Origin of the sequence: Streptomyces sp. NPDC051136 (assembly GCF_044455745.1) — a bacterium.
Taxonomy (GTDB): Bacteria; Actinomycetota; Actinomycetes; order Streptomycetales; family Streptomycetaceae; genus Streptomyces.
On the sequence record NZ_JBITFE010000001.1, the window covers coordinates 687,910 to 713,923 of the forward strand.

21 protein-coding genes are annotated in these 26,014 nt (G+C 74.1%); 14 read left to right on the plus strand and 7 right to left on the minus strand.

Features of this window, described 5'->3' with window-relative positions; translation table 11 throughout:
* The first annotated feature begins 208 nt into the window (after nucleotides 1–208).
* Nucleotides 209–475, plus strand: coding sequence for a hypothetical protein (locus ACIBCJ_RS03035; protein WP_365978670.1), 267 nt, complete (start codon nucleotides 209–211; stop codon nucleotides 473–475).
* On the opposite strand, the gene ACIBCJ_RS03040 is transcribed toward ACIBCJ_RS03035, so the two are convergent.
* Nucleotides 418–1,446, minus strand: coding sequence for a MerR family transcriptional regulator (locus tag ACIBCJ_RS03040; protein WP_365978669.1), 1,029 nt, complete (start codon nucleotides 1,444–1,446; stop codon nucleotides 418–420). The two genes, ACIBCJ_RS03035 and ACIBCJ_RS03040, sit on opposite strands and share 58 nt — an antisense overlap.
* A 92-nt stretch (nucleotides 1,447–1,538) precedes the next feature.
* Here ACIBCJ_RS03040 and ACIBCJ_RS03045 point away from each other — a divergent pair, with 92 nt between their 5' ends.
* Nucleotides 1,539–3,092, plus strand: coding sequence for an alpha/beta hydrolase (locus ACIBCJ_RS03045; RefSeq protein WP_365978668.1), 1,554 nt, complete (start codon nucleotides 1,539–1,541; stop codon nucleotides 3,090–3,092).
* Nucleotides 3,093–3,211: 119 nt separating this feature from the next.
* Here ACIBCJ_RS03045 and ACIBCJ_RS03050 read toward each other — a convergent pair whose 3' ends face one another.
* Nucleotides 3,212–3,913, minus strand: a complete 702-nt coding sequence (locus tag ACIBCJ_RS03050) for a TetR/AcrR family transcriptional regulator (RefSeq protein WP_362511413.1) — start codon at nucleotides 3,911–3,913, stop codon at nucleotides 3,212–3,214.
* 128 nt (nucleotides 3,914–4,041) lie between these two features.
* On the opposite strand from ACIBCJ_RS03050, the gene ACIBCJ_RS03055 reads away from it, so the two are divergent.
* Entirely contained in the window at nucleotides 4,042–5,265 is a 1,224-nt protein-coding gene (locus ACIBCJ_RS03055) for a saccharopine dehydrogenase C-terminal domain-containing protein (protein WP_362107096.1), read from the plus strand.
* A gap of 78 nt (nucleotides 5,266–5,343) precedes the next feature.
* Here the strand turns inward: ACIBCJ_RS03055 and ACIBCJ_RS03060 are convergent, their stop codons facing one another.
* Nucleotides 5,344–5,736 carry a DUF4440 domain-containing protein gene (locus ACIBCJ_RS03060; protein WP_365978667.1) on the minus strand — a complete coding sequence of 131 codons (393 nt, stop codon included), beginning with the start codon at nucleotides 5,734–5,736 and terminating at the stop codon, nucleotides 5,344–5,346.
* 185 nt (nucleotides 5,737–5,921) lie between these two features.
* Here ACIBCJ_RS03060 and ACIBCJ_RS03065 point away from each other — a divergent pair, with 185 nt between their 5' ends.
* The 6 genes from ACIBCJ_RS03065 to ACIBCJ_RS03090 all read left to right on the plus strand — a co-directional run bounded on the left by ACIBCJ_RS03065 (nucleotide 5,922) and on the right by ACIBCJ_RS03090 (nucleotide 12,474).
* Nucleotides 5,922–6,515 carry a helix-turn-helix domain-containing protein gene (locus ACIBCJ_RS03065; protein ID WP_362107090.1) on the plus strand — a complete coding sequence of 198 codons (594 nt, stop codon included), beginning with the start codon at nucleotides 5,922–5,924 and terminating at the stop codon, nucleotides 6,513–6,515.
* Nucleotides 6,516–6,548: 33 nt separating this feature from the next.
* Nucleotides 6,549–7,820 carry an MFS transporter gene (locus tag ACIBCJ_RS03070; RefSeq protein ID WP_365978666.1) on the plus strand — a complete coding sequence of 424 codons (1,272 nt, stop codon included), beginning with the start codon at nucleotides 6,549–6,551 and terminating at the stop codon, nucleotides 7,818–7,820.
* A gap of 233 nt (nucleotides 7,821–8,053) precedes the next feature.
* Entirely contained in the window at nucleotides 8,054–9,763 is a 1,710-nt protein-coding gene (locus ACIBCJ_RS03075) for a cellulase family glycosylhydrolase (RefSeq protein WP_365978665.1), read from the plus strand.
* 139 nt (nucleotides 9,764–9,902) lie between these two features.
* A complete protein-coding gene (locus tag ACIBCJ_RS03080; protein ID WP_362107081.1) occupies nucleotides 9,903–10,409 on the plus strand; it encodes a hypothetical protein in 507 nt (168 codons plus the stop codon).
* A gap of 53 nt (nucleotides 10,410–10,462) precedes the next feature.
* Nucleotides 10,463–11,152, plus strand: a complete 690-nt coding sequence (locus ACIBCJ_RS03085) for a response regulator transcription factor (protein ID WP_362511401.1) — start codon at nucleotides 10,463–10,465, stop codon at nucleotides 11,150–11,152.
* On the plus strand, nucleotides 11,149–12,474 hold the full coding sequence (locus ACIBCJ_RS03090) for a HAMP domain-containing sensor histidine kinase (RefSeq protein WP_365978664.1): 1,326 nt from the start codon (nucleotides 11,149–11,151) through the stop codon (nucleotides 12,472–12,474). The genes ACIBCJ_RS03085 and ACIBCJ_RS03090 overlap by 4 nt, the downstream gene beginning before the upstream one ends.
* A gap of 18 nt (nucleotides 12,475–12,492) precedes the next feature.
* Here the strand turns inward: ACIBCJ_RS03090 and ACIBCJ_RS03095 are convergent, their stop codons facing one another.
* Complete coding sequence (locus ACIBCJ_RS03095) at nucleotides 12,493–13,359, minus strand: CAP domain-containing protein (protein ID WP_365978663.1); 867 nt, start codon at nucleotides 13,357–13,359, stop codon at nucleotides 12,493–12,495.
* Between the two features lie 498 nt (nucleotides 13,360–13,857).
* On the opposite strand from ACIBCJ_RS03095, the gene ACIBCJ_RS03100 reads away from it, so the two are divergent.
* The 4 genes from ACIBCJ_RS03100 to ACIBCJ_RS03115 all read left to right on the plus strand — a co-directional run bounded on the left by ACIBCJ_RS03100 (nucleotide 13,858) and on the right by ACIBCJ_RS03115 (nucleotide 19,925).
* The gene (locus ACIBCJ_RS03100) at nucleotides 13,858–14,136 is read left to right on the plus strand and encodes a phosphopantetheine-binding protein (RefSeq protein WP_362107069.1); all 279 of its coding nucleotides are present in this window, start codon (nucleotides 13,858–13,860) and stop codon (nucleotides 14,134–14,136) included.
* Entirely contained in the window at nucleotides 14,133–15,419 is a 1,287-nt protein-coding gene (locus tag ACIBCJ_RS03105) for a beta-ketoacyl-[acyl-carrier-protein] synthase family protein (RefSeq protein WP_362511395.1), read from the plus strand. The genes ACIBCJ_RS03100 and ACIBCJ_RS03105 overlap by 4 nt, the downstream gene beginning before the upstream one ends.
* Nucleotides 15,416–16,420: an acyltransferase domain-containing protein gene (locus ACIBCJ_RS03110; protein ID WP_362107063.1), complete on the plus strand. Its 1,005-nt coding sequence runs from the start codon at nucleotides 15,416–15,418 to the stop codon at nucleotides 16,418–16,420. Before ACIBCJ_RS03105 ends, ACIBCJ_RS03110 begins: the two co-directional genes overlap by 4 nt.
* 130 nt (nucleotides 16,421–16,550) lie before the next feature.
* Nucleotides 16,551–19,925: a pyruvate carboxylase gene (locus ACIBCJ_RS03115; protein ID WP_362107060.1), complete on the plus strand. Its 3,375-nt coding sequence runs from the start codon at nucleotides 16,551–16,553 to the stop codon at nucleotides 19,923–19,925.
* Between the two features lie 99 nt (nucleotides 19,926–20,024).
* Here the strand turns inward: ACIBCJ_RS03115 and ACIBCJ_RS03120 are convergent, their stop codons facing one another.
* Nucleotides 20,025–22,571, minus strand: coding sequence for a discoidin domain-containing protein (locus ACIBCJ_RS03120; protein ID WP_365978662.1), 2,547 nt, complete (start codon nucleotides 22,569–22,571; stop codon nucleotides 20,025–20,027).
* Between the two features lie 222 nt (nucleotides 22,572–22,793).
* Between ACIBCJ_RS03120 and ACIBCJ_RS03125 the strand changes: the two genes are divergently transcribed.
* Nucleotides 22,794–23,162 carry a hypothetical protein gene (locus ACIBCJ_RS03125; RefSeq protein WP_362511386.1) on the plus strand — a complete coding sequence of 123 codons (369 nt, stop codon included), beginning with the start codon at nucleotides 22,794–22,796 and terminating at the stop codon, nucleotides 23,160–23,162.
* A gap of 109 nt (nucleotides 23,163–23,271) precedes the next feature.
* On the opposite strand, the gene ACIBCJ_RS03130 is transcribed toward ACIBCJ_RS03125, so the two are convergent.
* Entirely contained in the window at nucleotides 23,272–24,798 is a 1,527-nt protein-coding gene (locus ACIBCJ_RS03130) for a CYTH and CHAD domain-containing protein (RefSeq protein WP_365978661.1), read from the minus strand.
* Nucleotides 24,799–24,826: 28 nt separating this feature from the next.
* Entirely contained in the window at nucleotides 24,827–25,999 is a 1,173-nt protein-coding gene (locus tag ACIBCJ_RS03135) for a M23 family metallopeptidase (protein ID WP_365978660.1), read from the minus strand.
* Nucleotides 26,000–26,014: the final 15 nt, after the last annotated feature.

Here is a 26,014-nt window from a genome sequence, read left to right on the forward strand (position 1 = left end):
CCGCCCCCCGCGCCCCCCCCCGCGGCGCCCCCCCCCCCCCCCCCCCCCCGCCCCGCGCCCCGCCCCCCCCCCCCCCCCCCCCCCCCCCCCCCCCCCCCCCCCGGGGGCGGGCCGGTCCGCCTCTCCGACTGCGGCGACACCCGTCGTCCCGGCAGCGCACCCCCTCGCCGAACGGGCCGTTGTCAGTGGCGGATGGGAGGCTGCCCGCATGGATGAGGTGGAGTTCATGCGCGGCAGGGTCTACGGCGCCGACCACGACAATCCGGGGCCGCGTGCCGGACGGGTCTACGCGCACCTGGTGGGCGGCCCTCTGGACGGACTGCTGCTGGACGTCACGGACCTCACGGAACAGGGGCACGAGCGCGGGGTGACCCTCGCGACGGAGATAGGCCGCTACGGTCCGGGCGGCCGGGCCTCCTACACCCCGAGGCCGGGCGACGACCGCCGTTTCGACTGGCGGGGCGACGTGCCCTGATCCGGCGCCGCCCCGGTCTGAGCGGCCAGCGCCGCCAGCAGCCAGTCGTGCGCGGTCCCCGGAGTCGGCTCCGGCCGTTCGCCCGGCGCGGTGTGCACCTCGGCCACCAGCTCCCAGTAGCGGTCCAGCCGCGGGTCGGCCGCGAGCTGCCCGGCCAGCCGGCGGCGGAAGCCGGAGGTGTCCCGCACCTCGTACGCGTTCGTGTACGCGGCGACGAACCCGTCCAGCGCCTCACCCGCATGCGGCGCCCGGCCCCGGCGCAGATGCACCCCGGCCAGCTCGTACGCCTCCGCGAGCCCCGTGTACAGCACGGCGGCCCCCCGCGCCCCGGCGGCCCGGTGCGCCTCGGGCTGGGTCCGGCCGGTGCCCGGACAGGGGCCGAGGGCGAGCGCGTTGAGCCGGGCGAAGGCCAGGACCTGGGCCGGAGCGGGGTCGGCGGGCGGCTGCGGGACGGCCACGTCGAGAAACGCGCGGGCCGCCCCGGCCGGCATCCGCGCCGGCAGCCAGCCGCGCCAGAACCGCACCAGCGGCGCCGTGCTGGGCGGGACGGACACGGTACCGATCAACCGCAGCCGATCGGCCTGCTCACCCGGCGGGGACTCCTGCACCAGCCGCAGCGCGGCCTCCCGCCAGCGCAACGCCTTGAGCTCCGAGCCGACCTCACGCAACCGGCCCGCCACCGCGGCCTCCAGCGCCCCTCCCGCTCCGCTCCCGGCCCCCGGCGCGCCGTCCGCGCGCCGCTCGTCGAGAATGCGGCGCACCTCGGGAACGCCCAGGCCCAGGGCGCGCAGGGACCGGATCAGCCGCAGCCGGTCGAGTGCCTCCGGACCGTAACGCCGGTGTCCCCCGGTACTGCGGGACGCCTCGGGCAGCAGCCCCCGGTCCGAGTAGAAGCGGACCGTCTTGACGGTGACGCCCGCGCCCTCGGCCAGCTCGCCGATGCCGCACAGGCCGTCCTTCGAGGTGAACACTTGAACCTCCCTCAGGGGGAGTTCCTACCGTACCGGCGACGGCGGCCGGGTGATCGGGCCGGGCCGCCGCGACGAACGGAGGAGACAGGACCATGACCGCCTTCATCCTGGTGTCGGGCATGTTCACCGGCACGCACATCTGGCAGGACACCGCAGCGCGCCTGACCGCTGCGGGCGCCGAGGCGCACACGGTCGCCCTCACCGGCCTCGACGGACCGCGCGCCGCCACCGCGGCCGCCGTGGACCTGGAGACCCACATCGCGGACGTGCTCGCGGTGATCGACTCGGTGGGCGCGGCCGAGGACCGTCGGATCGTGCTGGTCGGCCACGACTACGGCATCCACCCGGCGGTGGGCGCCGCCGACCGGCGTGCGGAGCGCATCGAGCGGATCGTCCACCTGGACTCGGGCCTGCCCAGGAACGGCGTCCCGGCCCTGGCCGCCGTGCCCGACCAGTCCCTGCGCGAGCGGCTCGCCGGGACCGGCGGGACGCACGTCGCAGCCGGAGCCCAGGGGTTGCTGCCACCCCCGGCGCTCGACGAATGGCCGCGCTGGGGCAGCACCGAGGGAGTCCCCGACGCGGCACTGGACCGGCTCACCGCCCTCGCCGCGCCGCAACCCCTCGGGACCCTCACCCAGCCGCTGCGACTGACCGGCGCGGTCGACCCGGTGCCCACCACCGGCGTGCTGTGCACCGCCAACGGGACGAGCATCGCACTGGTCCAGATGCTGGTGGGCCTCGGCGACCCCGCGCTGCGCCCGCTCACCGACCCCGGGGTGAGCTTCTTCGAACTCCCCACCGGCCATTGGCCGATGCTGTCCTGCCCCGCCGAACTGACGGACGTACTGCTGCGCGCCGCGGCGGGGGAGGGACACCGGCTGGAACCGGTCGACGACGTCGCGGGGCCGGCCCACCTGAAGCCGTTCCTGATGGACACGCCCGACGTCCCGAGGGAGCGGCACGGGAACGTCGACCTGTATCTCCCCGAGGCCGGGGGGCCGCGACCCGCGGTGGTCCTCGTGCACGGCGGTCCGGTCCCGGCCGACGCACGGCCGACCCCCCGGGAGTGGCCCGCGCTGACGGGGTACGCACGGTGCGTGGCCGGGGAGGGAGCCGTGGGCGTCCTTCTCGACCACCGCCTGCACGACCTCGGCGACTACGAGCGGGCCGCGGCGGACGTGGCCGCGGCCGTGGAGCTGGCGCGGGCCGATCCGCGGGTGGACGGGGACCGGATCGCGCTGTGGTTCTTCTCCGGCGGCGGCCTGATCGCCGCCGACTGGCTCGACGCGCCCCCGGCGTGGCTGCGCTGCCTGGCGGCCACCTACCCCGTCCTGGCGCCCCTGCCGAACTGGGGCCTGTCCGAGGCCCGGCTGCGTCCGGCGCGCGCCGTGGCGAACGCGGGCGGCCTGCCCGTCGTGCTCACCCGGGTGGGACGGGAGATGCCGGAGATCGCCGTCACCGTCGAGGAGTTCCTGGCCGCGGCCAAGGACTGCGGAGCGGACGTCGAGGTGATCGACGTGCCCAACGGCCACCACGGGTTCGAGACCATCGATCTCACCGACGAGTCGCGCACGGCGGTTCGTCACGCGCTGCGCACGGTACTGGCCCACGCCTTCGGGACCGGAGCCGGAGCCGGGACACGGTGACGGCGGGCGGTGCGCGCCCCGTCCGTGCCCGACGGCGCGGGCGGACGGCGCTCCGCCGGGGTGACGGCCGACGGCCGCTCCCGCGGACGAGACGTCCGGGCCGGGAGCCCGTCGGCCGGTCAACTCCCGGACAGCCGGGCCTCCGTGTGCTCCAGCAGCATCTCCAGGGCGCCGGGGTAGGCGCTGTGCGGCATCCGCTCGGTCAGGAGCCGGGCGGTGGCGGCGATGTGCGGGTGGGACGCCGCGGGCAGCCGCGCATAGGTGGTGCCCCACAGGTCCTCGTCCGCCGCGCGCGTCTCCTCGGTCAGCGCCAGCGCGCCGGCGTCGAGCGCCGCGAAGGCCAGGCTCTGGTCGATGAAGGTGTGGTAGATCCGGACCGCGTCGCCGTCCGGCAGCCCCGCGCCGCGCAGGATGCCGAGGATGGTCTCGTCCACCGCGATCTCGCGCGGGCGCCCGGTGACGCGGCTCGCGGTGAGCACGGCGGCCTGCGGATGGGCGAGGTAGGCCGAGTGGACGGCGAGGCCCAGGGCGCGCAGGTCGTCGCGCCAGCGACCGGTCGCCGTCCAGCTCTCCAGGGCGCGGCCCATCAACTCGTCGCCGATCGCGCGGGTGAGGTCGTCCATGCCCGCGAAGTACCGGTACAGCGTGCTCGGGTCCGCGCCCAGCGCCAGCCCCAGGCGCCTCGCCGTCAGTCCCGGGCCGCCGTGCTCGCGCAGCAGCCGCAGCGCGGTGTCCACGATGAGCGTCTCGGACAGCACCGTGCCCTGCCGGGTCGGCCGTCGCCTGCGCCGCGCCCCGTCCCGTACCACCGGCTTCGCCATCACGCGCCCTCCTCGTCGTCTCCCGGGACCTTATGCCAACACGGTTGACCTTGTCGTGCGCCGTCCCGTTGCATCGGGCGTACCCGGAAGGCGTCCGCCTCCCGGCACGACTTGGAAAGGTGTCCGGCATGCGTGTACTTCTCGTCGGTGCGGGTGGGGTCGGGACCGCCGTCACCCGGATCGCGGCCCGCAGGCGGTTCCTGAGCCACATGGTCGTCGCCGACTACGACCCCGCCCGTGCACGGGCCGCCGTCGCGGCCCTCGGGGAAGACGGCGACCGCTTCACCGCTCTGCGGCTGGACGCCTCGGACGGTGACGCCGTGCGCCGGACGCTCGCCGAGCACCGCTGCGACGTCCTCCTCAACGCCACCGACCCGCGCTTCGTGATGCCGCTGTTCGAGGCGGCTCTCGCGGGCGGTGTCCACTACCTGGACATGGCGATGTCGCTGTCCGTGCCGCACGCCTCACGCCCGCACGAGGAGTGCGGGGTGCAACTCGGCGAGGAGCAGTTCGCCCTGGCCGGGCAGTGGGCCGCCGCCGGGCGGCTGGCGCTGGTCGGCATGGGAGTCGAACCGGGACTCTCGGACGTCTTCGCCCGGTACGCCGCGGACGAACTCTTCGACGACATCGAGGAGATCGGCGTGCGTGACGGTGCCGACCTGACCGTCGAGGGGTACGACTTCGCACCCTCCTTCAGCATCTGGACGACGATCGAGGAGTGCCTCAACCCGCCCGTGGTCTACGAGAAGGACCGCGGCTGGTTCACCACCGCGCCGTTCAGCGAGCCGGAGACCTTCGACTTCCCCGAGGGCATCGGTCCGGTGGAGTGCGTCAACGTCGAGCACGAGGAGGTGCTGCTGATCCCCCGCTGGGTGGACGCGCGCCGCGTGACCTTCAAGTACGGCCTCGGCGCGGACTTCATCGCCAAGCTCAGGACGCTGCACGAACTGGGCCTGGACTCCACCGCCCCGGTCGTGGTCCCCGGCGCGGACGGGCCGGTCTCCGTCTCACCCCGGGACGTGGTCGCCGCCTGCCTGCCCGACCCCGCCACCCTGGGCGACCGGATGACCGGCCGGACCTGCGCCGGCACCTGGGTCCGGGGCACCCGTGACGGCGAGGCGCGCGAGGTGTACCTGTACCACGTGGTCGACAACGAGTGGTCGATGCGCGAGTACGGTTCGCAGGCAGTCGTCTGGCAGACCGCGCTCAACCCGGTCGTCGCCCTCGAACTCCTCGCCACCGGGGCCTGGCAGGGCAGCGGCGTCCTCGGTCCGGAAGCCTTCCCGCCCCGCCCCTTCCTGGACCTCCTCACCGAGTACGGCTCGCCCTGGGGGCTGCGCGAACAGGGATGAGGCACCGCGCCGGGCACCGCCGGTCCACCGCCGGGGCGGACCGTCCGCGACGTGGTACAGGAGGGGGCCGGGGGCGGTTCAGCCCTCGGGGGCGGGGGTGCCCTGGTGGTAGTAGAGCCGCCACCCGGTGTCGCCCTCGCCCTTGCGCCACAGCGAGCTGCGGCGGACCCGGCGGCCGCCGACGACGCTCACGTACGTCAGGTGCACGAGGTCCGGGGCGAGGACCACACCCCGCATGCCGGAGACCACGACGCGCGGGCTCTCCGCTCCGCCGTGCAGGGTGGGCAGGGCCGCGGCCATCTCCGCGTACGTCCAGTGCCGGCCGGAGGCGCCGACCTCGGCGAACTCCGGGTCGAGCAACCGGACACCGGCCGCGGAGGCGCGCACGGCGGGATCGTGCAGGCGCAGTTCACCGTCCGTCGCCGCAGCGATCGCCACCTGTTCCTTGGAGTTCTCATCCGTGTCGATCATGAACGCATCCTCTCTCGCTCCGAAGCCCACGGCAAAGGGTCTTCCGGCCTGGTCCGTCGGCCAGCGAGGGGAGAGTGCAGCGGTCCTGGCCCTTGCGGTAGGCCGAGCCGGGTGGTCCGGTCGCCGGCCCGCCCAATTCTGAAGCGGATATTGCGAAGTTTCCGCTTCATAAATACCGTAGGCGCATGGGACCGAAGCAGAAGCCTGAGCAGATCACCGAGCTGTCGCGGTTGAGGGCGTTCATGAATCCGCTGCGGATGCGGCTGTACCGGCTGCTGTACGCCGCGGGCACCGCGACCGCCTCCCAGCTCGCCGAGCATGTCGACGAAACGCCGTCGCTGGTCAGCTACCACTTGCGCAAGCTGGCCGAGCACGGCTTCGTGACGCAGGCGAGCGGTGAGGGCGCCGACGGTCGTGAGCGGTGGTGGCAGGTGGCGTCCGAAGAGGGCTGGGGCTTCCGCGACTCGGACTTCGCGGACACGCCCGAGGGGGCCGCCGCGGCCGGCGCGGTGAGCCGCGGCATCTTCGACACCCGTGTCGCCCAGTACCGCACGTACCTCGACCAGAAGTCCGCCTGGGGGAAGGCGTGGTCCGACGCGTCCTTCAGCTCCGAGTGGCTGCTCGACCTCACCCCGGCCGAACTCGCCGAGATGAGCGGCGAACTGGAGGCGCTGGCCCGGCGCTGGCGGGAGCGCGGCAAGGCCGCCAGGGCGGCCGGCGACGCCGAGGACCGCGAGCACGTGTCCGTGCACCTCTACGGCTTCCCCTTCCGGCCCTGACCCGGCCGCCTTCCCGACGTACAGGAGCCCGCGATGGCCACCCCGCAGACCGTCCTGCCCGCGCACGCCTCCCTGCCGGCCCACCGCGACGGCAACGTGCTGCGCTGGCTGACCGCATACACCGTCTCCCTCATCGGCGACAGCGTGTACTTCGCCGCCCTCGGCTGGTCCGCCCAGAAGACCGCCGGCCCCGCCGAGGTGGGCCTCGTCATGGCCTCCGCAGCGTTGCCACGGGCGCTCCTCATGCTCGGTGGGGGCGTGGTGGCCGACCGGTTCGACCCCCGCCGGGTGATTCTCGGCAGTGACATGTTGCGCTGCCTCGTCATCCTGGCGGTGGCCGCCGGTGTCGCGCTGACCGCGCCGGCCCTGTGGATCCTGGTCGCGGTGGCGCTCGTCTTCGGCGCCGTCGACGCGCTGTTCGTCCCCGCTGTCGGTGCCCTCCCGCCCCGGATCACCGCCCCTGACCAGCTGGCCCGGGTCACCGGCATGCGTACGCTGGCGACGCGCCTCAGCCAGATCGCGGGCCCGCCGATCGGCGGCCTGGCCATGGGGCTCGGCGGACCCGCGGCCGCCTTCACCGTCGCCGGACTGCTCATCGCGCTGTCCCTGCCGCTCCTGCTGACGACACGCATACGGCCCCTCGGGGCGAGCGGCGCCGAGCCGGCGGAGCGCGGCACCGCGAGGCAGGAGCTGCTCGACGGCCTGCGCTACATCCGCCACCACCGGCTCCTCGGCCCGCTCGTCGCCGCCGGCGCCCTCTGCGAACTCGGCCTCACCGGCAGTCTCAACGTCGGCATGGTGCTCCTCAACGCCGAACGCGGATGGGGCCCTTCGGGCTACGGCTGGATCATCAGCAGCTTCGGCGCGGGTGCCGCGGCCAGCGCCGCGCTGCTCGCGATCGCCGGCTGGCTGCCGCGGGCCGGACTGCTGATGGCGGGAACACTGCTCGTGGACTGTGCGGGGGCGGCCGCGATCGCGCTGGTGCCGTCCCTGTGGCTCGCTGTTGTGCTGGCCGGGGTCGTCGGGCTGAACGCAGGTGTCTTCGGCAGTCTCAACAGCGCCCTCGTGCAGACCACGGCCGACCCGGCCTACCTGGGCCGGGTCACCTCCGTCGTCATGCTCACCATGGTCGGTCTCGCCCCTCTCAGCTACCCGCTGGTCGGTGCCGCCATCGGAGCCTGGGGAGCCGCCCCCGTCTTCGTCGGCTGCGGCGTCTTCGCCAGCCTGGGCGTGGTCGTCGCCCTCGCCTCCGAGGCGGTGCGGCACGCCGAACTGCCCCGGAGGCAGCGGGCCGTGACCGCCTGAGCGACCCGACCGCGGCCCCGCCGGCCGGCCCGCAGCAGGGGCCGGTCGGCGTCGTGGGCGGCCGGGGGCGGGCAGGGGCGGCGACGGCGGACGGATCCCCGCGGCAAGCGTTTTCTGTCCATCGTCTTGACGTGTACGCGGCGCAATGAGTTTTATGGGGACGCATGTGGGAGCGCTCCCACGAGCCTCTCCCCGCCGTCGCCCGTGTCCGCCCTACCCGTCCTGGAGTCGCCGTGCGCACAGCAAGACGCGATACACCAGCACCGAAGACACTCTCCGTCCGCCTGCTGACCGGCCTGGCCGCGCTGATCGGGCTGGTCGTCGCCGGTGGCCTCTTCCCGGGGACGGCCACGGCCCAGGCGTCCCCGGCCCAGGCGTCCCCGGTCCGGGCGGCCGGCGCACAGGCGGCCGGCCTGCACATCAGCGAGGGCAGGCTGCTGGAGGGCAACGGCAACGACTTCGTGATGCGCGGGGTCAACCACGCCCACACCTGGTACCCCGGCGAGACGCAGTCGCTGGCGGACATCAAGGCGCTGGGCGCCAACAGCGTCCGGGTCGTCCTGTCGGACGGCCACCGCTGGAGCGAGAACGGCCCCGCGGACGTCGCCGCCGTCATCGGGCAGTGCAAGGCCAACCGGCTGATCTGCGTGCTGGAGGTGCACGACACCACGGGATACGGCGAGGATGCCGCGGCCGGCACCCTCGACCACGCCGCCGACTACTGGATCGGCCTCAAGGACGTGCTGGCCGGCCAGGAGGACTACGTCATCGTCAACATCGGCAACGAGCCCTGGGGCAACACCGACCCCGCGGGCTGGACCGAGCCCACCGTCGCGGCCGTCAAGAAGCTGCGCGCCGCCGGGCTCCAGCACACGATCATGGTGGACGCGCCCAACTGGGGCCAGGACTGGCAGGGCGTGATGCGCGCCAACGCGCAGTCCGTGTACGACGCCGACCCCACCGGCAACCTGATCTTCTCCATCCACATGTACAGCGTCTTCGACACCGCCCAGGAGATCACCGACTACCTGAACGCGTTCGTCGACGCGAAACTGCCCATCCTGATCGGTGAGTTCGGCGGCCCCGCCGACCAGTACGGCGACCCGGACGAGGACACCATGATGGCCACCGCCGAGCGGCTCCGCCTCGGCTACCTGGCCTGGTCGTGGAGCGGCAACACCGACCCGGTCCTCGACCTGGCGATCGACTTCGACCCGAGCAGGCTCAGCGACTGGGGCGAGCGCATCTTCCACGGTGCCGACGGCATCGCCCGGACCGCCGAGGAGGCCACGGTCTACGGCGGCGGCACCCCGGGCGACGACACCCAGGCACCGACGGCCCCCGGCACGCCCAGGGCCACCTCGGTCACGGACACCTCCGTCACGCTCGGCTGGGCCGCCGCCACCGACGACACCGCGGTCACCGGGTACGACGTCGTCCGGGTGGCCGGCGCCACCGAGACCAGGGTCGCCGCCCCGACGACCACCAGTGCCACCGTGACCGGCCTCACCGCCGCGACCCGGTACACCTTCGCCGTCTACGCCCGTGACGCGGCGGGCAACCGGTCCGCCCGCTCCGCCACCGTCGAGGTCACCACCGGCGAGGGCGGTGGCACCCCGGGCGGCGCCTGCTCCGTCAGGTACCGCATCGTGGGCGAGTGGCCCGGCGGCTTCCAGGGCGAGATCACCGTCCGCAACACCGGCACCGCCGCCGTCGGCCCGTGGAGGCTCGCCTTCGCCTTCGCCGACGGACAGACCGTCACCAACATGTGGGGAGGCACCGCCACCCAGAACGCCGGCGCGGTGAGCGTCGCCCCGGCCTCCTACACCGCCACCATCCCGGCCGGCGGCACGGTGACCCTCGGCTTCACGGGCCAGAAGGGCGCCGTCAACACCGCGCCCGCCGCCTTCAGCCTCGACGGAGCGGCCTGCGCCACCACCTGACCGCGCCCCCCGGCCGGCCGGCGGCGGTCAGGCACCGCCCCGGCCGGCCGAAGGCGACGGCGGGCGAGAAGGCGAGCGTGAGAGACGTCACCACGACACCTCGCGGACATCGGCCCGGCTCTGCGGCTGCGTCGTCGCGGTGATCTCCGAGCGGTGGCGGCTCGCCGTGAACGTCACCGCCAGCGTCTGCGGCGCACTCTGCCGCGTGCTCACCGTGAAGCCCTGGTTCGGCACCGCGGAGACCAGGCACACCCCGCTGCCGCCGAACCGCACGGTCGCCTTGCCGCCCTCGGACGGCACCGTGTACACCCCGGCCCCGCCCTCCTCGCACCCCGGGTCGCCGCCGCCGGCCGTCGGCCGTGGGGGAGTGGTGCGGGGACCGGGCGTCGGCGCACGGGTCGCAGACGGCTCGGGCGGCTTCTCGGAGGTGCGGGACGGTGTCGGACTGGGCTTCCGGCTGGTCGGCGACGGGCTTGGAGAGGGCTTCACGCTCTTCGAAGCGGTGGGGCGCGGAGATGCCGGCAGCTCCTTGGGCGCCGTCTGCGCGACCGGCGCGGTCGGCCGGGTCGACCCCACCACGAAGTGGATCGTGATGATGACAGCCGTGACACTGGCCGCCGTGCAGGACAGCCAGATGATCAGGTAGCGCAGGAGGCGGGACACGACACCATAGTGACGGACCGGCTAACGTGCCTGCCCATGGCCTCCGTACTTGTCGTCGAGGACGACCCTGTGATCCGGGCCGCGCTGATCGAGGTCCTCACCGGACACGGCTACGCGGTGAAGACCGCACACCAGGGTTTCGAGGCGCTGCGCGAGATCACCCAGAGCCCGCCGGACATCGTCGTGCTCGACCTCGGGCTGCCCGACCTCGACGGACTCGACGTGCTCCGGATGATCCGGGGCATATCGCGCGTCCCGGTGCTGGTCGCCACCGCCCGGGACGAGGAGAGCGAGATCATCAGGCTGCTCAACGCCGGGGCCGACGACTACCTGGTCAAGCCCTTCTCCGGCGGCCAGCTCGCCGCCCGGCTCGCCGCCGTGCTGCGCCGCTCCGCGCCCGCCGACCCGCGGGCCGCGCGGCAGCCCGTCCTCCAGGTCGCCGACCTGCGCATCGACCCCACCGCACGCACCGCCCACCTCGGCGACCGCGAACTCCCCCTGACCCGGCGCGAGTTCGACCTCCTCGCCTATCTGGCCGCCAACGCCGACCAGGTCATCTCGCGACAGCGCATCCTCGCCGAGGTGTGGCAGCAGCCGTACGTGGAGGACCAGACCGTGGACGTCCACCTCTCCGCCCTCCGCCGCAAGATGGGCGAGAAGGCGCGCAAACCCCGCTTCCTGCACACCGTGCGGGGCATCGGCATCAAGCTGGTCAGCGCGCCATGAGACGTGCCCTCGCCGGGATCGCCCTGGCCGTCACCTCCATGGTGGCGCTGTCCTTCCTCATCCCGCTCGCCCTCCTCGTGCGCGAACAGGCCCGCGACCGGGTCACCACCGCCGCCGAGCAGCGTGCCGCCGCCCTCTCACCGGTACTGGCCCTCACCACCCGTCGCGGCGACGTCCAGCAGGCCGTCGCCGAACTCGGCTCCGCCGACCAGCTCGTCGTACGCCTGCCCGACGGCGGCTTCGTCGGGACCCCGCACGCCTCCCGGGAGGCGCTCGACCGGGCCGTACGGGGGCGCGAGACGCTCGCCGTCGACACCTCGGACGGGTGGGCGTATCTCCAGCCCGTCGTCCTGCGGGGCGACCGGGTCGCCGTCGTCGAGGCCTACGTGCCCGCCGCGGACCTCACCCGGGGCGTCACGGCCTCGTGGGGCGTGATGGCCCTGCTGGCCCTCGGCCTGGTGGGCGGCTCGGTGCTGGTCGCCGACCGGCTCGGTGCCCGGGTGGTCCGCTCCTCCCGGGGCCTCAAGCGCGCCTCGCTCGCGCTCGGCTCCGGGGACCTCGGCGTACGGGTGCGACCGGACGGCCCGCCCGAGCTCCAGGAGGCCGGAGTGGCGTTCAACACCATGGCCGACCGGGTCGTCGACCTGCTCGCCGTCGAACGCGAGCTGGTCGCGGACCTCTCGCACCGGCTGCGCACCCCGCTGACCGCGCTCTACCTGGAAGCCGACCGCATGGGCGCCACACCCGGCGCGCAGCGGGTCACCCGGGCGGCCGGGCAACTGGAGCGCGAGCTGGACTCGATCATCGCGGCGGCACGCACACCCCTCGCGTCGGCACAGCTCGCCGGCGGCGCGGCGGGCACGGGGAAGCCGTGCGACGTCGCCGAGGTGGTGGCCATGCGCCTGGACTTCTGGTCGGTCCTCGCCGCCCAGCAGGAGCGCCCCTTCGAGCGCTCCCTCACCCCGCGCCCGGCCCCCGTCGCCTTCCCCGAGGACGACCTCGCCGCCGTCGTCGACGCGCTGATCGGCAACGTCTTCCGGCACACCCCGGAGGGCACCCGCTTCCTCGTGCGCGTGGAACGCCAGGACCGGCACGTGTACCTCACGGTCGACGACGCCGGGCCGGGCGTGGCGGATCCCGAGGCGGCCCTCACCCGGGGCGTCAGCGTCGGCGGTTCCACCGGTCTCGGCCTGGACATCGTGGCGCGGGCGGCCCGTACGGCGGACGGGGAACTGACGATCACCCGTGCGCCGCTCGGGGGCGCGCGGGTGAGGGTCTCGTTCGCGCTGGCGGAGGGGCGTGCGGCCGGCGGCGGACGCTGACGGGGGCGGCGGCCGGTCTCAGCGGCCGGTGCCGAAGTCCTGCGTCCACCAGGGGCCGCCGTCGCCGAAGTGCACGCCGACGCCCAGCTCCTTGAAGGAGCAGTTGAGTATGTTCGCCCGGTGGCCGGGGCTGTTCATCCAGGAGTCCATCACCGAGGCGGCGTCCGCCTGGCCCCGGGCTATGTTCTCCCCCAGCGTCGACCACTGGTAGCCGGCCGCCTCGACCCGGCTCGTCATGGTGGAGCCGTCCGGACCCGTGTGGGACATCACCCCGCTGCTCGCCATGACGTCGCTGTAGTCGTCGGCCGCCCGGGTCAGCCGGTCGTTCGCGGTGACCGGCGAACAGCCCGCCGCGGCCCGCTCCTCGTTCACCAGCGCGAGCACCTGGGCCTCGGCCCCGCCCGTCGTACCGGAACCCGAGCCGGCCCCCGACCCGCTGCCCTGCCCAGACCCGCTGCCCGCGCCGGAACCCGCGGCGCCCGATCCGTCGCCGCCGCTCTTCGTGGTGGCCCTGACGGGGGCCTCGGAAGCCGGCGCGGACGCCTTGGGGGCACTGGTCGACGGGCTCGCCGTCCGCTTCGGCTTCTTCTTCGGCGCGGTGCTCCTGCTCGGGGAACTGCTCGCCGTGGCGCTCGGGCTCGCCGACGCCGACGCGAGCGGTGCCGCGCCGCCCGCCGCGTCCTCGGCGTTCGGCGCCCGGTCCGCGGCGTTCGCGGTGACCTGATCGGAGGCGCCGCCGTCGTCGCCGTCGGTGACGGCCAGCGTGATCCCGACCCCCGCGGTCAGGGTGACGGCGCCGAGTGCCAGCGCGGTACCGCGGTGCCTGAGTCCGCCGCGGGGGCGGGCGTGGGAGCGGGACGGGCGGTCGGCTCGGCGGGAACCCATGCGCAGGACACCTCGGTCTGTCGGTCGGCTGACGGAGCCCCCGTACCCGGTGGACGCGACCGCGCCCACCGGGACCGTGGGGGGTGTTCGAGAGCCTAGGACCCGACCGGGAGGGAAACGGCCGTTCGAAGGTCATCTTCAGAAAGCCTTAAAAGAGCCGCCAAAGTCCGTTGAGGAAGCGCGGCACCACCGCGCCGGCCTCCGCCCTTCCCCGGGCACACACCCCGCCCGCCCCCCTTACGCACCCGGCGCCCGCCACCCTCGGTCCGCCCCGGGGCGCTTCAACGTGAAGGAAGGTCACGGGTGCTCGCAGGAGCCCGTCGCGTGCACCCGATGCTCCGCCGTCCCCCCGAGCACGGCGATTGCCGCGCCGGACGGCCGGACAGCCTGTCGGCGTGCAACCGGCAGGTCGCCGGACACCGACGGCGCGTCCCGGGGCCGGGTCCTCCCGCCCACCGCCCCCGGGCGCGCCGTGCACGGACCGAGGAGGAAGCGGACATGCCGTCCAACGCCGACGAACGACAGCTGCTCGACGAACTGCGGGACCTGCTGGCCGCCACGGTCGAGGACCTGACCGTGGAGGAGGTCGATCCCGACGCCTCCCTGCAGGACGACCTGGGCGTCGACTCGCTGGCCAGGCTGGAACTGGTCGCCGCGATCGAGGACCGCTGGCAGATCGAGGTCCCCGAGGAGCAGGCGGAACGGCTCACGACGGTCCGGCAGATCGCCGCCCACCTCGCCGAAGCCGTCGCCGCCCCCGCGGGCGGCACCGCGTGAGCCCACGGCACGCGGCCGATCCCGCGCCCGAGGACCGGTCCGCCGTCGTCACGGGGCTGGGACTGACCACCGCGCTGGGCGGCGACGTGCCCACCACCTGGCAGGCCCTGCTGGACGGCGTGTGCGGTGTCGAGCGACTCGACGTCGCCGAACCGGAAGGGCCCGCGCAGGTGTATCTCGCGGCCCCGGCCGCGGTCGACCCCGGCACGGTCCTGCCGTCCGCCAAGGCGGCGCACTGCGACCGGGCCGCGCAGTTCGCCCTCGTCGCCGCCCGGGAGGCGGTCCGCGACGCGGGGTACCCCGATCCCGCGTCGCTCTCGGCGGACGGCTCCCGGGTCGCCGTCGTCGTCGGGGTGGGGCTGGGCGGGCTCACGAGCGTCCTGGAGCAGAACCGCCTGCTGGAGAGCCGGGGCCCGGGGCGGGTCAGCCCGCGCACCATCCCGATCATGCTGCCCAACCACCCGGCCGCCGAGGTGGGACTCATGGTGGGCGCCAAGGCCGGGGTGCACGCCCCGGTCAGTGCCTGTGCCGCCGGAGCCGAGGCCCTCGCCCAGGCCCTCGGCATGATCCGGGACGGCCGCGCCGACATCGTGGTCGCGGGCGGTGCCGAGGCCGCGCTGCATCCGCTGGTCATGGCCGGCTTCGCGCGGCTGCGGGCCCTCTCCCGGCGCCACGACGACCCGAAGGGCGCCTGCCGGCCCTTCGACGCCGACCGGGACGGCTTCGTGATGGGGGAGGGCGCCGGCATGCTCGTCGTCGAGAGCGCCCGGCACGCGGCCGCCCGCGGCGCCCGCGTCCACGGACGGCTGACCGGCGCGGGCATCACCAACGACAGCCACCACGTGGCCCGGCCCGCACCCGGCGGCACCGGATGCGCGGACGCCGTCGGCTCGGCACTGCACGACGCGGGACTCCTCCCGCGGCAGATCCGGCACGTCAACGCCCACGCCACCGCGACACCGCTGGGCGACCTCGGCGAGGCACAGGCGCTGCACAGCGTGTTCGCCGCCGGAGTGGACGACGTGGCGGTCAGTGCCACCAAGGCCGCCTTCGGGCACACGCTCGGTGCCGCCGGCGCCATCGAGGCCGTCCTCACCGTCCTCGCCCTGCGGCACCGGACGGCACCGCCCGCGTGCACGCTCGAACGCGTGGATCCCGAGATCCGTCTGAACGTCGTCGGACGCACCCCCGTGCCCCTGCCCGCCGGGCCCCTCGCCGCCGTCTCCACGAGCATGGGCTTCGGCGGGCACAACGTGGCACTCGCCTTCGCCGACGCCTCATGAGGGACGACCCCCCGGCACCCCTCCCCGGCGGCACATCGCGCACGGTGCTGATGTGCCCCGGCCAGGGGGCCTACCTGCCCGGCGCCCTGCGCCACCTGAGCGAGGTCCCGTCCGTCGCCCGGGTGCTGCGCACCGTCGACGCCCGCGGCGCCGCGCTCGGCCGCGCCGGCCCGCCCGTCAGCCGCCTGCTCACCGACGCCGCGGCACCCGACCCCGATCACCTGGTTCGCACCGACCCCCTGGGCTTCGACCTGGCCACCTACGCCGCGGTGGTCGCCTGCGCCACCGTGCTGCTCGACCTCGCCGCACCGCCCGTGCACGCGGTGCTCGGCCACAGCGTGGGCGACCTCGCGGCGCTCACCGTGGCCGGGGCCATCACCCTCGAACAGGGCGTCCGGCTGCTGCACGTCCGTGACCGGCTGCTGCGCGAGGCCGCGCTGCCCGCGGCGGGCCTGCTGGCCACCGACCTGTCCGCCGGGCAGGCGGCGGACCTGCTGCGTGCCGAGGACCTGCCGCAGGTGCGGATCGCCGCCCGCAACGCCCCGTACCAGACCGTCCTGGCCGGGCCCGAAGAGCAGCTGGCCGCCGTCACCCGCACCGCCCGCGCGCTCGGCCGCCGGGCCACCCCGCTGACCAGCCGCACCGCCTACCACCACCCCCTGCTCACGGGCGTCCACCACGCCTTCCGCCGCCTCCTGCGCGCCCAGCGCGTCACCCCGCCCACGCTCCCCGTCCACACGGCCACCACGGCGGAGCCCGCCCGCACCCCGGCCCAGCTGCGCACCGTCGCCGCCGCCCACCTGACCGAGCCGCTGGCCTTCCACCGCACCCTGCGCGCGCTGCGCCGGGCCGGGTTCACCACCTACCTCGACAGCGGCCCCCGGGCCCTGCTGAGCACCCTCACCAGGGCCGGCCTGCCCGGCTGCACCACTGCCGCCCCCGCCCGCACCCCGGTCGGCGTCGACCGCATCCGCCACCGCCTCGCCGCCGCCCTGGGGTGAGGACGGCCCCCGGCCCGGCCCGCACCTCCACCGGGAGACGGCAGCACCGTGAGTGGCCCGGCTCACATGGCGTACCGAGGGCGGCGCCGACACCATGGTCTCGTCACCCGGCAGGCTGAAGGGATCAAGAATGTTCCGCAAGGTGCTGGTCGCCAACCGCGGTGAGATCGCGATCCGCGCGTTTCGGGCGGGCTTCGAGCTCGGCGCGCGCACCGTCGCCGTCTTCCCGCACGAGGACCGCAACTCGCTGCACCGGCTCAAGGCCGACGAGGCCTACGAGATCGGCGAGCAGGGGCATCCGGTGCGCGCGTACCTCTCCGTGGAGGAGATCGTCCGCGCCGCCCGCCGGGCGGGGGCCGACGCCGTCTACCCGGGCTACGGGTTCCTGTCGGAGAACCCCGAGCTCGCCCGGGCCTGCGAAGAGGCCGGGATCACCTTCGTCGGGCCCAGCGCGCAGATCCTCGAACTGACCGGCAACAAGGCCCGTGCCGTGGCCGCCGCCCGCGAGGCCGGCGTGCCGGTGCTCGGCTCCTCCGCGCCCTCCACCGACGTGGACGAACTGGTGAGGGCCGCCGACGACGTCGGTTTCCCCGTCTTCGTCAAGGCGGTCGCGGGCGGCGGCGGGCGCGGCATGCGCCGCGTCGACGACCCCGCCCAGCTGCGCGAGTCCATCGAGGCCGCGTCCCGCGAGGCCGCCTCCGCCTTCGGCGACTCCACGGTCTTCCTGGAGAAGGCGGTCGTCGAACCCCGTCACATCGAGGTGCAGATCCTCGCCGACGGCGAGGGCGACGTCATCCACCTCTTCGAGCGGGACTGCTCGGTGCAGCGCCGCCACCAGAAGGTCATCGAGCTCGCCCCCGCACCCAACCTCGACCCGGACCTGCGGGCACGCATCTGCGCCGACGCCGTGAACTTCGCCCGGCAGATCGGCTACCGCAACGCCGGCACCGTGGAGTTCCTCGTCGACCGGGAGGGCAACCACGTCTTCATCGAGATGAACCCGCGCATCCAGGTCGAGCACACGGTCACCGAGGAGGTCACCGACGTCGACCTCGTCCAGTCCCAGCTGCGCATCGCCGCCGGGGAGACACTGGCGGACCTCGGGCTCGCCCAGGAGAACATCACCCTGCGCGGGGCCGCCCTGCAGTGCCGCATCACCACCGAGGACCCGGCCAACGGCTTCCGCCCGGACACCGGCCGCATCAGCGCGTACCGCTCGCCCGGCGGTTCCGGCATCCGCCTCGACGGCGGCACCACCCACGCCGGCACCGAGATCAGCGCGCACTTCGACTCCATGCTGGTCAAGCTCTCCTGCCGGGGGCGCGACTTCACCACCGCCGTGAACCGCGCCCGGCGCGCGGTCGCCGAGTTCCGCATCCGCGGCGTCGCCACCAACATCCCGTTCCTCCAGGCGGTCCTGGACGACGCCGACTTCCAGGCCGGACGCGTCACCACCTCCTTCATCGAACAGCGCCCGCACCTGCTCACCGCCCGGCACTCCGCGGACCGCGGCACCAAGCTGCTGACCTACCTCGCCGACGTCACCGTGAACAAGCCGCACGGCGAGCGCCCCGAGCTGATCGACCCGCTGACCAAGCTGCCGGCGGCGCCGGCCGGTGAACCCCCGTCCGGATCACGCCAGTCGCTGGCCGAGCTGGGCCCCGAGGGCTTCGCCCGGCGGCTGCGCGAGTCGTCCACCATCGGCGTCACCGACACCACCTTCCGCGACGCCCACCAGTCCCTGCTCGCCACCCGGGTGCGCACCAAGGACATGCTGGCCGTGGCGCCCGTCGTCGCCCGCACCCTGCCGCAGCTGCTGTCCCTGGAGTGCTGGGGCGGCGCCACCTACGACGTCGCCCTGCGCTTCCTCGCCGAGGACCCCTGGGAGCGGCTGGCCGCGCTGCGCGAGGCGGTGCCCAACATCTGCCTCCAGATGCTGCTGCGCGGGCGCAACACCGTGGGCTACACCCCGTACCCGACCGAGGTGACCGACGCCTTCGTGCAGGAGGCCGCCGCCACCGGCATCGACATCTTCCGCATCTTCGACGCCCTCAACGACGTCGAGCAGATGCGGCCCGCCATCGAGGCGGTGCGGCAGACCGGAACCGCCGTCGCCGAGGTCGCGCTGTGCTACACCGCCGACCTGTCCGACCCCTCCGAGCGGCTCTACACCCTCGACTACTACCTGCGGCTCGCCGAGCAGATCGTGAACGCCGGCGCCCACGTGCTGGCGATCAAGGACATGGCCGGCCTGCTGCGCGCCCCGGCCGCCGCGACGCTGGTCTCCGCGCTGCGCCGGGAGTTCGACCTGCCGGTGCACCTGCACACCCACGACACCACCGGTGGCCAGCTGGCCACCTACCTGGCGGCGATCCAGGCCGGCGCGGACGCCGTCGACGGGGCGGTGGCGTCCATGGCCGGGACCACCTCCCAGCCCTCCCTGTCGGCGATCGTGGCCGCCACCGACCACACCGACCGGCCCACCGGGCTCGACCTCCAGGCCGTCGGCGAGCTGGAACCGTACTGGGAGAGCGTCCGCAAGGTCTACGCCCCCTTCGAGGCGGGCCTCGCCTCCCCGACCGGCCGCGTCTACCACCACGAGATCCCCGGCGGGCAGCTCTCCAACCTGCGCACGCAGGCCGTCGCGCTCGGTCTCGGCGACCGCTTCGAGGACATCGAGGCGATGTACGCCGCCGCCGACCGGATGCTGGGCCGCCTGGTCAAGGTCACCCCGTCCTCCAAGGTGGTCGGGGACCTGGCGCTGCACCTGGTGGGCGCCGGCGTGTCCCCGGCGGACTTCGAGGCGGAGCCCGGCCGGTTCGACATCCCCGACTCCGTGGTCGGCTTCCTGCGCGGCGAGCTGGGCACCCCGCCCGGCGGCTGGCCCGAGCCGTTCCGCACCAGGGCGCTGCGGGGCCGCGCCGAGGCGAAGCCGCCGGCAGAGCTGTCCGCGGACGACCGCACCGGTCTCGGCAAGGACCGCCGGGCGACGCTCAACCGGCTGCTGTTCCCCGGACCGGCCCGCGAGTTCGACACCCACCGCGCCTCGTTCGGCGACACCAGCGTCCTCGACAGCAAGGACTTCTTCTACGGGCTGCGCCCGGGCAAGGAGTACACGGTCGACCTCGACCCCGGCGTCCGGCTGCTCATCGAGCTGCAGGCGGTCGGCGACGCCGACGAGCGCGGCATGCGCACCGTGATGTCCTCCCTGAACGGTCAGATCCGCCCGATCCAGGTCCGCGACCGGTCGGCGGCCTCCGACGTGCCGGTGACGGAGAAGGCCGACCGGACGGACCCCGGCCACGTCGCCGCGCCGTTCGCCGGAGTGGTGACCCTCGCCGTCGCGGAGGGCGACGAGGTGGAGGCCGGGGCCACCGTGGCCACCATCGAGGCGATGAAGATGGAGGCCTCCATCACCGCCTCGAAGTCCGGCACGGTGACCAGGCTCGCCATCAACCGCATCCAGCAGGTCGAGGGCGGCGACCTCCTCGTGCAACTCGCCTGACCGGCACGGGCCCCGGCCCGGACGGCTGTGACGCGCCCCGCGGTCCTGCGGGGCGCGTCACGCGTACGCGGGCTCCTCATCCGGCCCGCTCGTCGCCGGTCACGGGAACTGGACGACCTTGGAGGGCACGGTGCTCGTCCCCGACGTGCCCGCGCCGGTGTCGTTGATGACGTGGCGGTACTGGCCCATGCCGCCCAGGGAGATCACCTGGAGGTTGCGCATCCTGACGCCCGTCTTGACCGGCACCTGGAAACCGTGGTGCTGGACGATGCCCGGGTCGGCGGTGAAGTTGCAGTAACTGCCCAGCGCCACCGCGTCGTGCACGTTCACCGAGTCGGCGACCTTGTAGGCCGCGTAGCCGACGATGCCGTCATGGGTGATGGCGGCCGCGTTCGGGGCGTCGTAGGCCTTCTCGTTCTGGAAGAAGACGGTGCGGCCGCGCTCACCGCTCCAGTAGACGTCGTACTTGTTGAAGTGCTCGACGAACAGGCCGGTCGCGAGGACGTCGTCACCGTTGACCCGCAGGCCGTAGTCGGCGCGGTTGGTCTCCCAGCCGACGCCCTCGCCGTGGTCGGCGCGCCAGATCCAGGTGTGGTCGATGATGACGTCGTCGCTCTCGACCACGACGGAGTCGGTGGCCTTGCCGGGGCCCGCGCCGCCCACGCGGATGAACACGTCCTGCATGGTCGTGGGGTTGGCCGAGTGGTCGGCGTTGCCCCCCGGCGTGCCGATGCGCAGCAGCGCGGCGGAGTTCACCGGACCCGCGTCGATGAGGAAGCCCGCGAGCCGCACGCCGTCGACGTCGGCCACGTGCATGGCGTCGACGCCGCCGTCCGGGATGATCGTGGCCAGCCCGAGGCCCAGCACGACGGTGTTCGCACGCTTGACCTCGATGGTCCGGTCGATGTGGTAGACGCCGGGTGTGAACAGCAGGTTGAGGCCCTGGTCGAGTGCGGCGTTGATGGTCGCCGCCGTCGCGCCGGGCTTGACGACGTAGAACTGGCTGAGCGGCAGGGAGGTGCCGCCGGCGTTGGCGGGCCAGGAGACGCCGCGCGCGTTGGTGCGCTTGGCGGGCACGCGCACCTTGTACTCGTTGCCGTCCAGGTAGAGGAAGGGCTTCTCGCGGGAGACCGGCGTGGTGTCGAGCGTGGTGTACGGACCGGTCTCGAAGTTGCTCGCCGGCGCGCCCTCGACGCCCGTGAACGTCATGTTCCACACGCCGTTGGTCCAGCCGCCGACCGAGCTGTCCCGGGTGTACCACTGCTGCTGGGAGTAGGGGCCGACGGTGCCGTCGACCTTCGAGTCGGCGATGTAGCCGCCGGAGGCCCAGCCGTAGCCGTTGGGAGCGAGGTTGAGGCCGCCCTTGACGTGGATCCGGCGGAAGGGAGCCGCCTGGGCGACCGCCCAGCGGTCGGTGCCGTTGGACGGCGTGATGGCGAAATTCTCGGCCGAACGCCAGAAGTTCTGCGTGGCGTTGCCGTTGAACCAGCCCGCGTCCACGGTGACGTCGCCGTTGATCTGCGTGTCGTCCGGGTTGAGGCCGAGACCGGAGATCGAGGTGTAGAAGCCGACCTGTGCGTTGATCCCGTTGTACGTGCCCGGCTTCATGAGGAACTGGTAGCGCCCGCTGCCGAACTGGTTGGACTCCTGCTGGGCGAAGACCTGGTCGAACTTCTGCTGGAGGTTCGGCGTGGACGGGTCCACGACGATGACGTTCGGCCCCAGGTCGCCGCCGCCCTCGACGGGGGGAGTGCCGGTGGTGCCGGTGTGCACGGCGACCTCCCACAGCGAGTAGCCGTAGCCGGTGGCGCGGGCGGTGCCCTGGATGCGGACGTAGCGGCCGGATCCGCTGACGTCGTAGGAGGACTTGCCCCCGGTGGCGCCCGTGACGCTCTTCAGGGTCTGCCAGTTCTGTCCGTCCGAGGACGCCTCGATCCGGAAGTCCTTGGCGTAGGCGGCCTCCCAGTTCAGGTCCACCTTGCACAGGTCCTTCACGGCGCCCAGGTCGACCCGCACCCACTGCGGGTCGGAGGCCTGGCTGGACCAGCGGGTGCCGGCGTCGCCGTCGAAGGCCGCGGCGGCGGGGGTGCCGGCGTTCTCCACGGAGGAGGCCGAAGCCGGCTTGCCCTGCGCGGCGTTGGCGCTGTCGCACGAGCCGCCCGGCGTGGTGCCGCCGGTGGTGCCGAAGACCTGGAACTCCCACAGGGAGTAGCCCCACGTGGTGGCCCGGTGCACGCCCTGCATGCGGACGTAGCGGGCCTGGCCGGAGACGTCGAGCGTGTCGGTGCCGCCGTCGCCGCCGGTGACCGTCTTCGCGTCGGTCCAGGTGCTTCCGTTCTGGGACAGCTGGATCTTGTAGTCCTTGCCGTAGGCCGCCTCCCAGTTGAGGACGACCCGGGTGACCGAGGCGGTGGCGCCGAGGTCGACCTGGAGCCACTGGTCGTCACCGGGCGCGGACGACCACCGGGTGTTCGCGTCGCCGTCGACGGCGTTGCCGGACGGCGTCGCGGCGTTCTCGGCCGACGACGACGTGGCCGTCCGGCCCTGGGAGAGGGGGGTGTCGGCCGCGGTGGCCGTCATCGGGGCGGGAAGGGTGACGAGCGCGGCCGTGGCGACGAGCGCGACACCCAGGGATCTCAGTCTCATGCGCGAGCTTTCTGCGGAAGCGGACAGGACCGGGCAACCGCCGGACACAGCGGCTTAGTTCAAGGTGTGATTTAAGTGGTGAGCCATCGATCCGGCAAGACTTGCGGCAAGACTTCGGGCAGGACTTGTCAGTGCCGTGCTGAAGAATGCGCTCCATCGAGATCAACACCGGCCGGACCGGGTAGGCGTTCTCGAGTCACTGACCTGGAAGGGCCACAGCCGATGCCGCTCACCGCAGCCGTACGTCCGCACACCGCCGCCTCCCGTGGGGCCCGGCGCCGCGCCCAGCTCGGTACCGCCGAGGCCGAGGTCCTGCGCATCGTCACCGACGCGCGGACCCCCGTCTTCGTCACCGTGCGGGCGGACGGGCGGCGCAGGTACAGCTACTGGCGCCCGCTGGACTCCACGACCGGCCGGGGCGGCTGCTACGCGGCGCTGCCGACCGCGGAGTGCGACGCCCTGCACGCCGCGGGCCGGATCACGCTGGGCGAACCGCTCGCCGACCCGGACCGGATCACCTACCGCGTCAGCGCCACCCGCACCCCGGCGGCGCCGCTGCGCGCGGTGCCGGACCGGGCGCGCGCGGCATGAGCGCGGACCGCCCTGCGCACAACACGACGCGTACGACCCGCCCGCCGTGCGGCACGGCCCGTACGACCAGCCCTCTGCGCGCTGTGACCCGCCCGGGACGCGCCGCCGGTCAGTGGTCGAGCGGTGCCCGCAGTGCGGGATCCGACGCCGCCCGCCACACCTCTGGCACCTCCTGCTGCCGGGCGTCGGCCCCCGCCCGCTCCCGGCCGTGCAGCACCCCCCACGTGAACGCGGACTCACCCGCCCCGTGCGCGGCCACCGCCAGCTCCCGCAGGGTGTCCTGGGCGACCACGGCGTCCTGGTGCTCCCCGAGCAGCTTCTGCAGCGCCTTGGCCCGCTTGCCGAGCCGGGCCACCGGCTTGCCGAGGGCGGGACGGGCCACCTCGGCGGCGTAGCGGAGCTTCTTGGCCGCCTTGCGCGCCTCGTGCAGCCCCGTCTCCCGCGACCGGCCGGCCGGCTGCGCGAGCGCTTCCTCCATGCGTCCGGCGAGACGGCCGTACTCCTTGAGCACCGCCTTGGCCATGACGCGGGCGGGCTTCCCCGCCGCCTTGGCGCGCAGCGGCGGCTGCCTGACCAGGGCGTCGAGTGCGTCCAGCAGGCGCAGATAACGCGCGGTGGCCAGAGCCTCCCGGGTGCGGGAGCGCACCTGTCCGCCCCGGGCCACGTCCCAGACGCGCAACCGGGCGGCCACGGGGCCGAGCACCAGTTCGTCGGGCAGTTCCCCGAGCGCGGCGCCGATCCGTTCGCTCAGCACCTCCTGGTCGCGCGCCACGCCCAACTCGCCTGCCAGCCAGCGCAGTTCCTTCCGCAGGGGATCGGTGACCCGCCGGTCGAGCACCGACCGGTAGGACCGCAGGCAACTGCGCAGCCGCCGGCACGTGACCCGCATCTGGTGGACGGCGTCGGGAACGTCACGCCGGACCGCCGGGTCCAGCGACACCAGCTTGCCGACCTGCTCGTCCAGGTACCCGAGCACGTACGCACCGGGCGACCCGGCGACCACCCGGTCCGGGCGCGGTCGTTCCACCGCGCGCCCCATCTCCCGCAGCGCCCGGGCGAGTTTGGACGGGCTGTCGGCGCGGACGATCCCCTTCTTGCGCAGCTTCTTCTCGACGACGTCCAGCAGTCCGGCGTGGACGCCGTCGGCGAGCTCGACCTCCAGCTCACCCCATGCGGCACGGCCACCGCCGTCCGCCGTCCCCTCCGCCCGCACCTCGTCGATGCTCAGCTCGGCGAGCACCCCGCCCTCCGCGTCGCGCAGCTGCCGCACGGTCCGGGTGGAGCGGATCCGCACGACCGGACGCAGCGGGGCACCACGGGTGCGGGACAGGGCCAGTTCGCGCAGCGACTCCGGCACGTCGTCCGACAGGGGAGCCGACACTTCCTCGCGGGTGTCCCCGGCCGACGGCAGCTTCAGGTGCCACCCCGCCTCCGGCCCGCCCGTACGGCGGCGCAACGTCACCGAGGACGCGGCGAGCCGCAGGTCCTCCGTGTCGTGGTACACCGCGTCGAGTTCCTCGGGCCCGCTCCCGGTGACCGAGGCGACCGGACCGGCGCCGGCGAGGTCGGGCAGCCCGGCGACACCGTCGGAGGGCGGTTCGTACTTCCGCTCTGTCTCGCGCTTCGACTGGGTCATGCTGAGTCTTTTGACCCGATCCGCCGGATCAAACCCCGCTTGCGACGACCCAGGGGCGCGGATCGGTGTAGTACCCGTCGACGACGACCTCGAAATGCAGGTGGGGGCCGGTGGACAGACCGGTGGAGCCCACCCTCCCGATCGGGGCTCCCGCCTCCACGCTCTGCCCCACGGCCACGCCCAGCGAGGAGAGGTGACTGTAGGTCGTCTCCACCCGCTTGCCCTGGATGGTCCCGTGGTCGATCACGATGCGGTTGCCGTACGCGCTGGTGAGCGCGGCGAACACGACGCGCCCGCGGCGCGCCGCGACGACCTGTGCGCCCTGCGGTGCGGCGAAGTCCACGCCGGTGTGCAGCTTGGTCACCCCGGTGAGCGGGTGCTCGCGCGACCCGTAGGGCGAGGTGATGGTGAGAGGACTCACCGGCGCGGTCAGCAGGGCGCCGGCGGCACCGCCCGCGCCGCCGCCCGAGTCCTCGCGGTCGAGCGCCTCGTAACGCGGCAGCAGGCCCTGGACCTCGCCGAGGTAGGTCTTCGCCGCCGCCGGTGCCTTCCCCGCCTCCGTCACGGCCTCCGGTCCCACGGCGTACGCGGCGAGGGTCAGTTCCACCAGGTCGCCGTTGATCCTGCCCTCGGTGCGCAGCTCGGTCACCTTCTCGGCCAGTGAGCAGTCCCGCCGGCCCAGCGCCATGATGGCGTCCGCCGGATCGCGCGGCGAGGACCGGCCGTTGCCGTCGTCGTCCTTGCCCCAGGTCCGCCACTCGTCGTCGGTGAAGGCGGCGATGCCCTTCTGGCCGGAGAGTTCGTCCGAGTCGTCGCTCCAGCCCGAGAGCTGGTTGATCTGCGCGGCGAGCACGGACGGGCGCAGGACGGTGCAGCCCGAGGCCGCCTTGCGCAGCCAGGGGAGGTACGAGGGATCGACGTCGACCGCCGCGGCGGGGTCGGCGGCGGAGTCGTCGTCGGGCCACGGGTTCGGCAGCCCGCCCAACGCCAGGAAGGCGGCCACCCCGGTGACGGTCACCAGGGCCGGCAGCAGCAACAGGGTCACCGGCCCCGGCCCGCGCCGCTTTCGCCCGGGGGTGCGCTCCGGCCGCTCCGGTCGTTCCGGCCGGTCGGGGTCCGGTCGTTCCGGCCGGTCGGATTCCGGTCGCGGGACGTCCGCGCCGCCGATGGTCCGGGCCTCGGTCAGCCGCTCGTCGTTCATCTGGCCGCTCGCCGG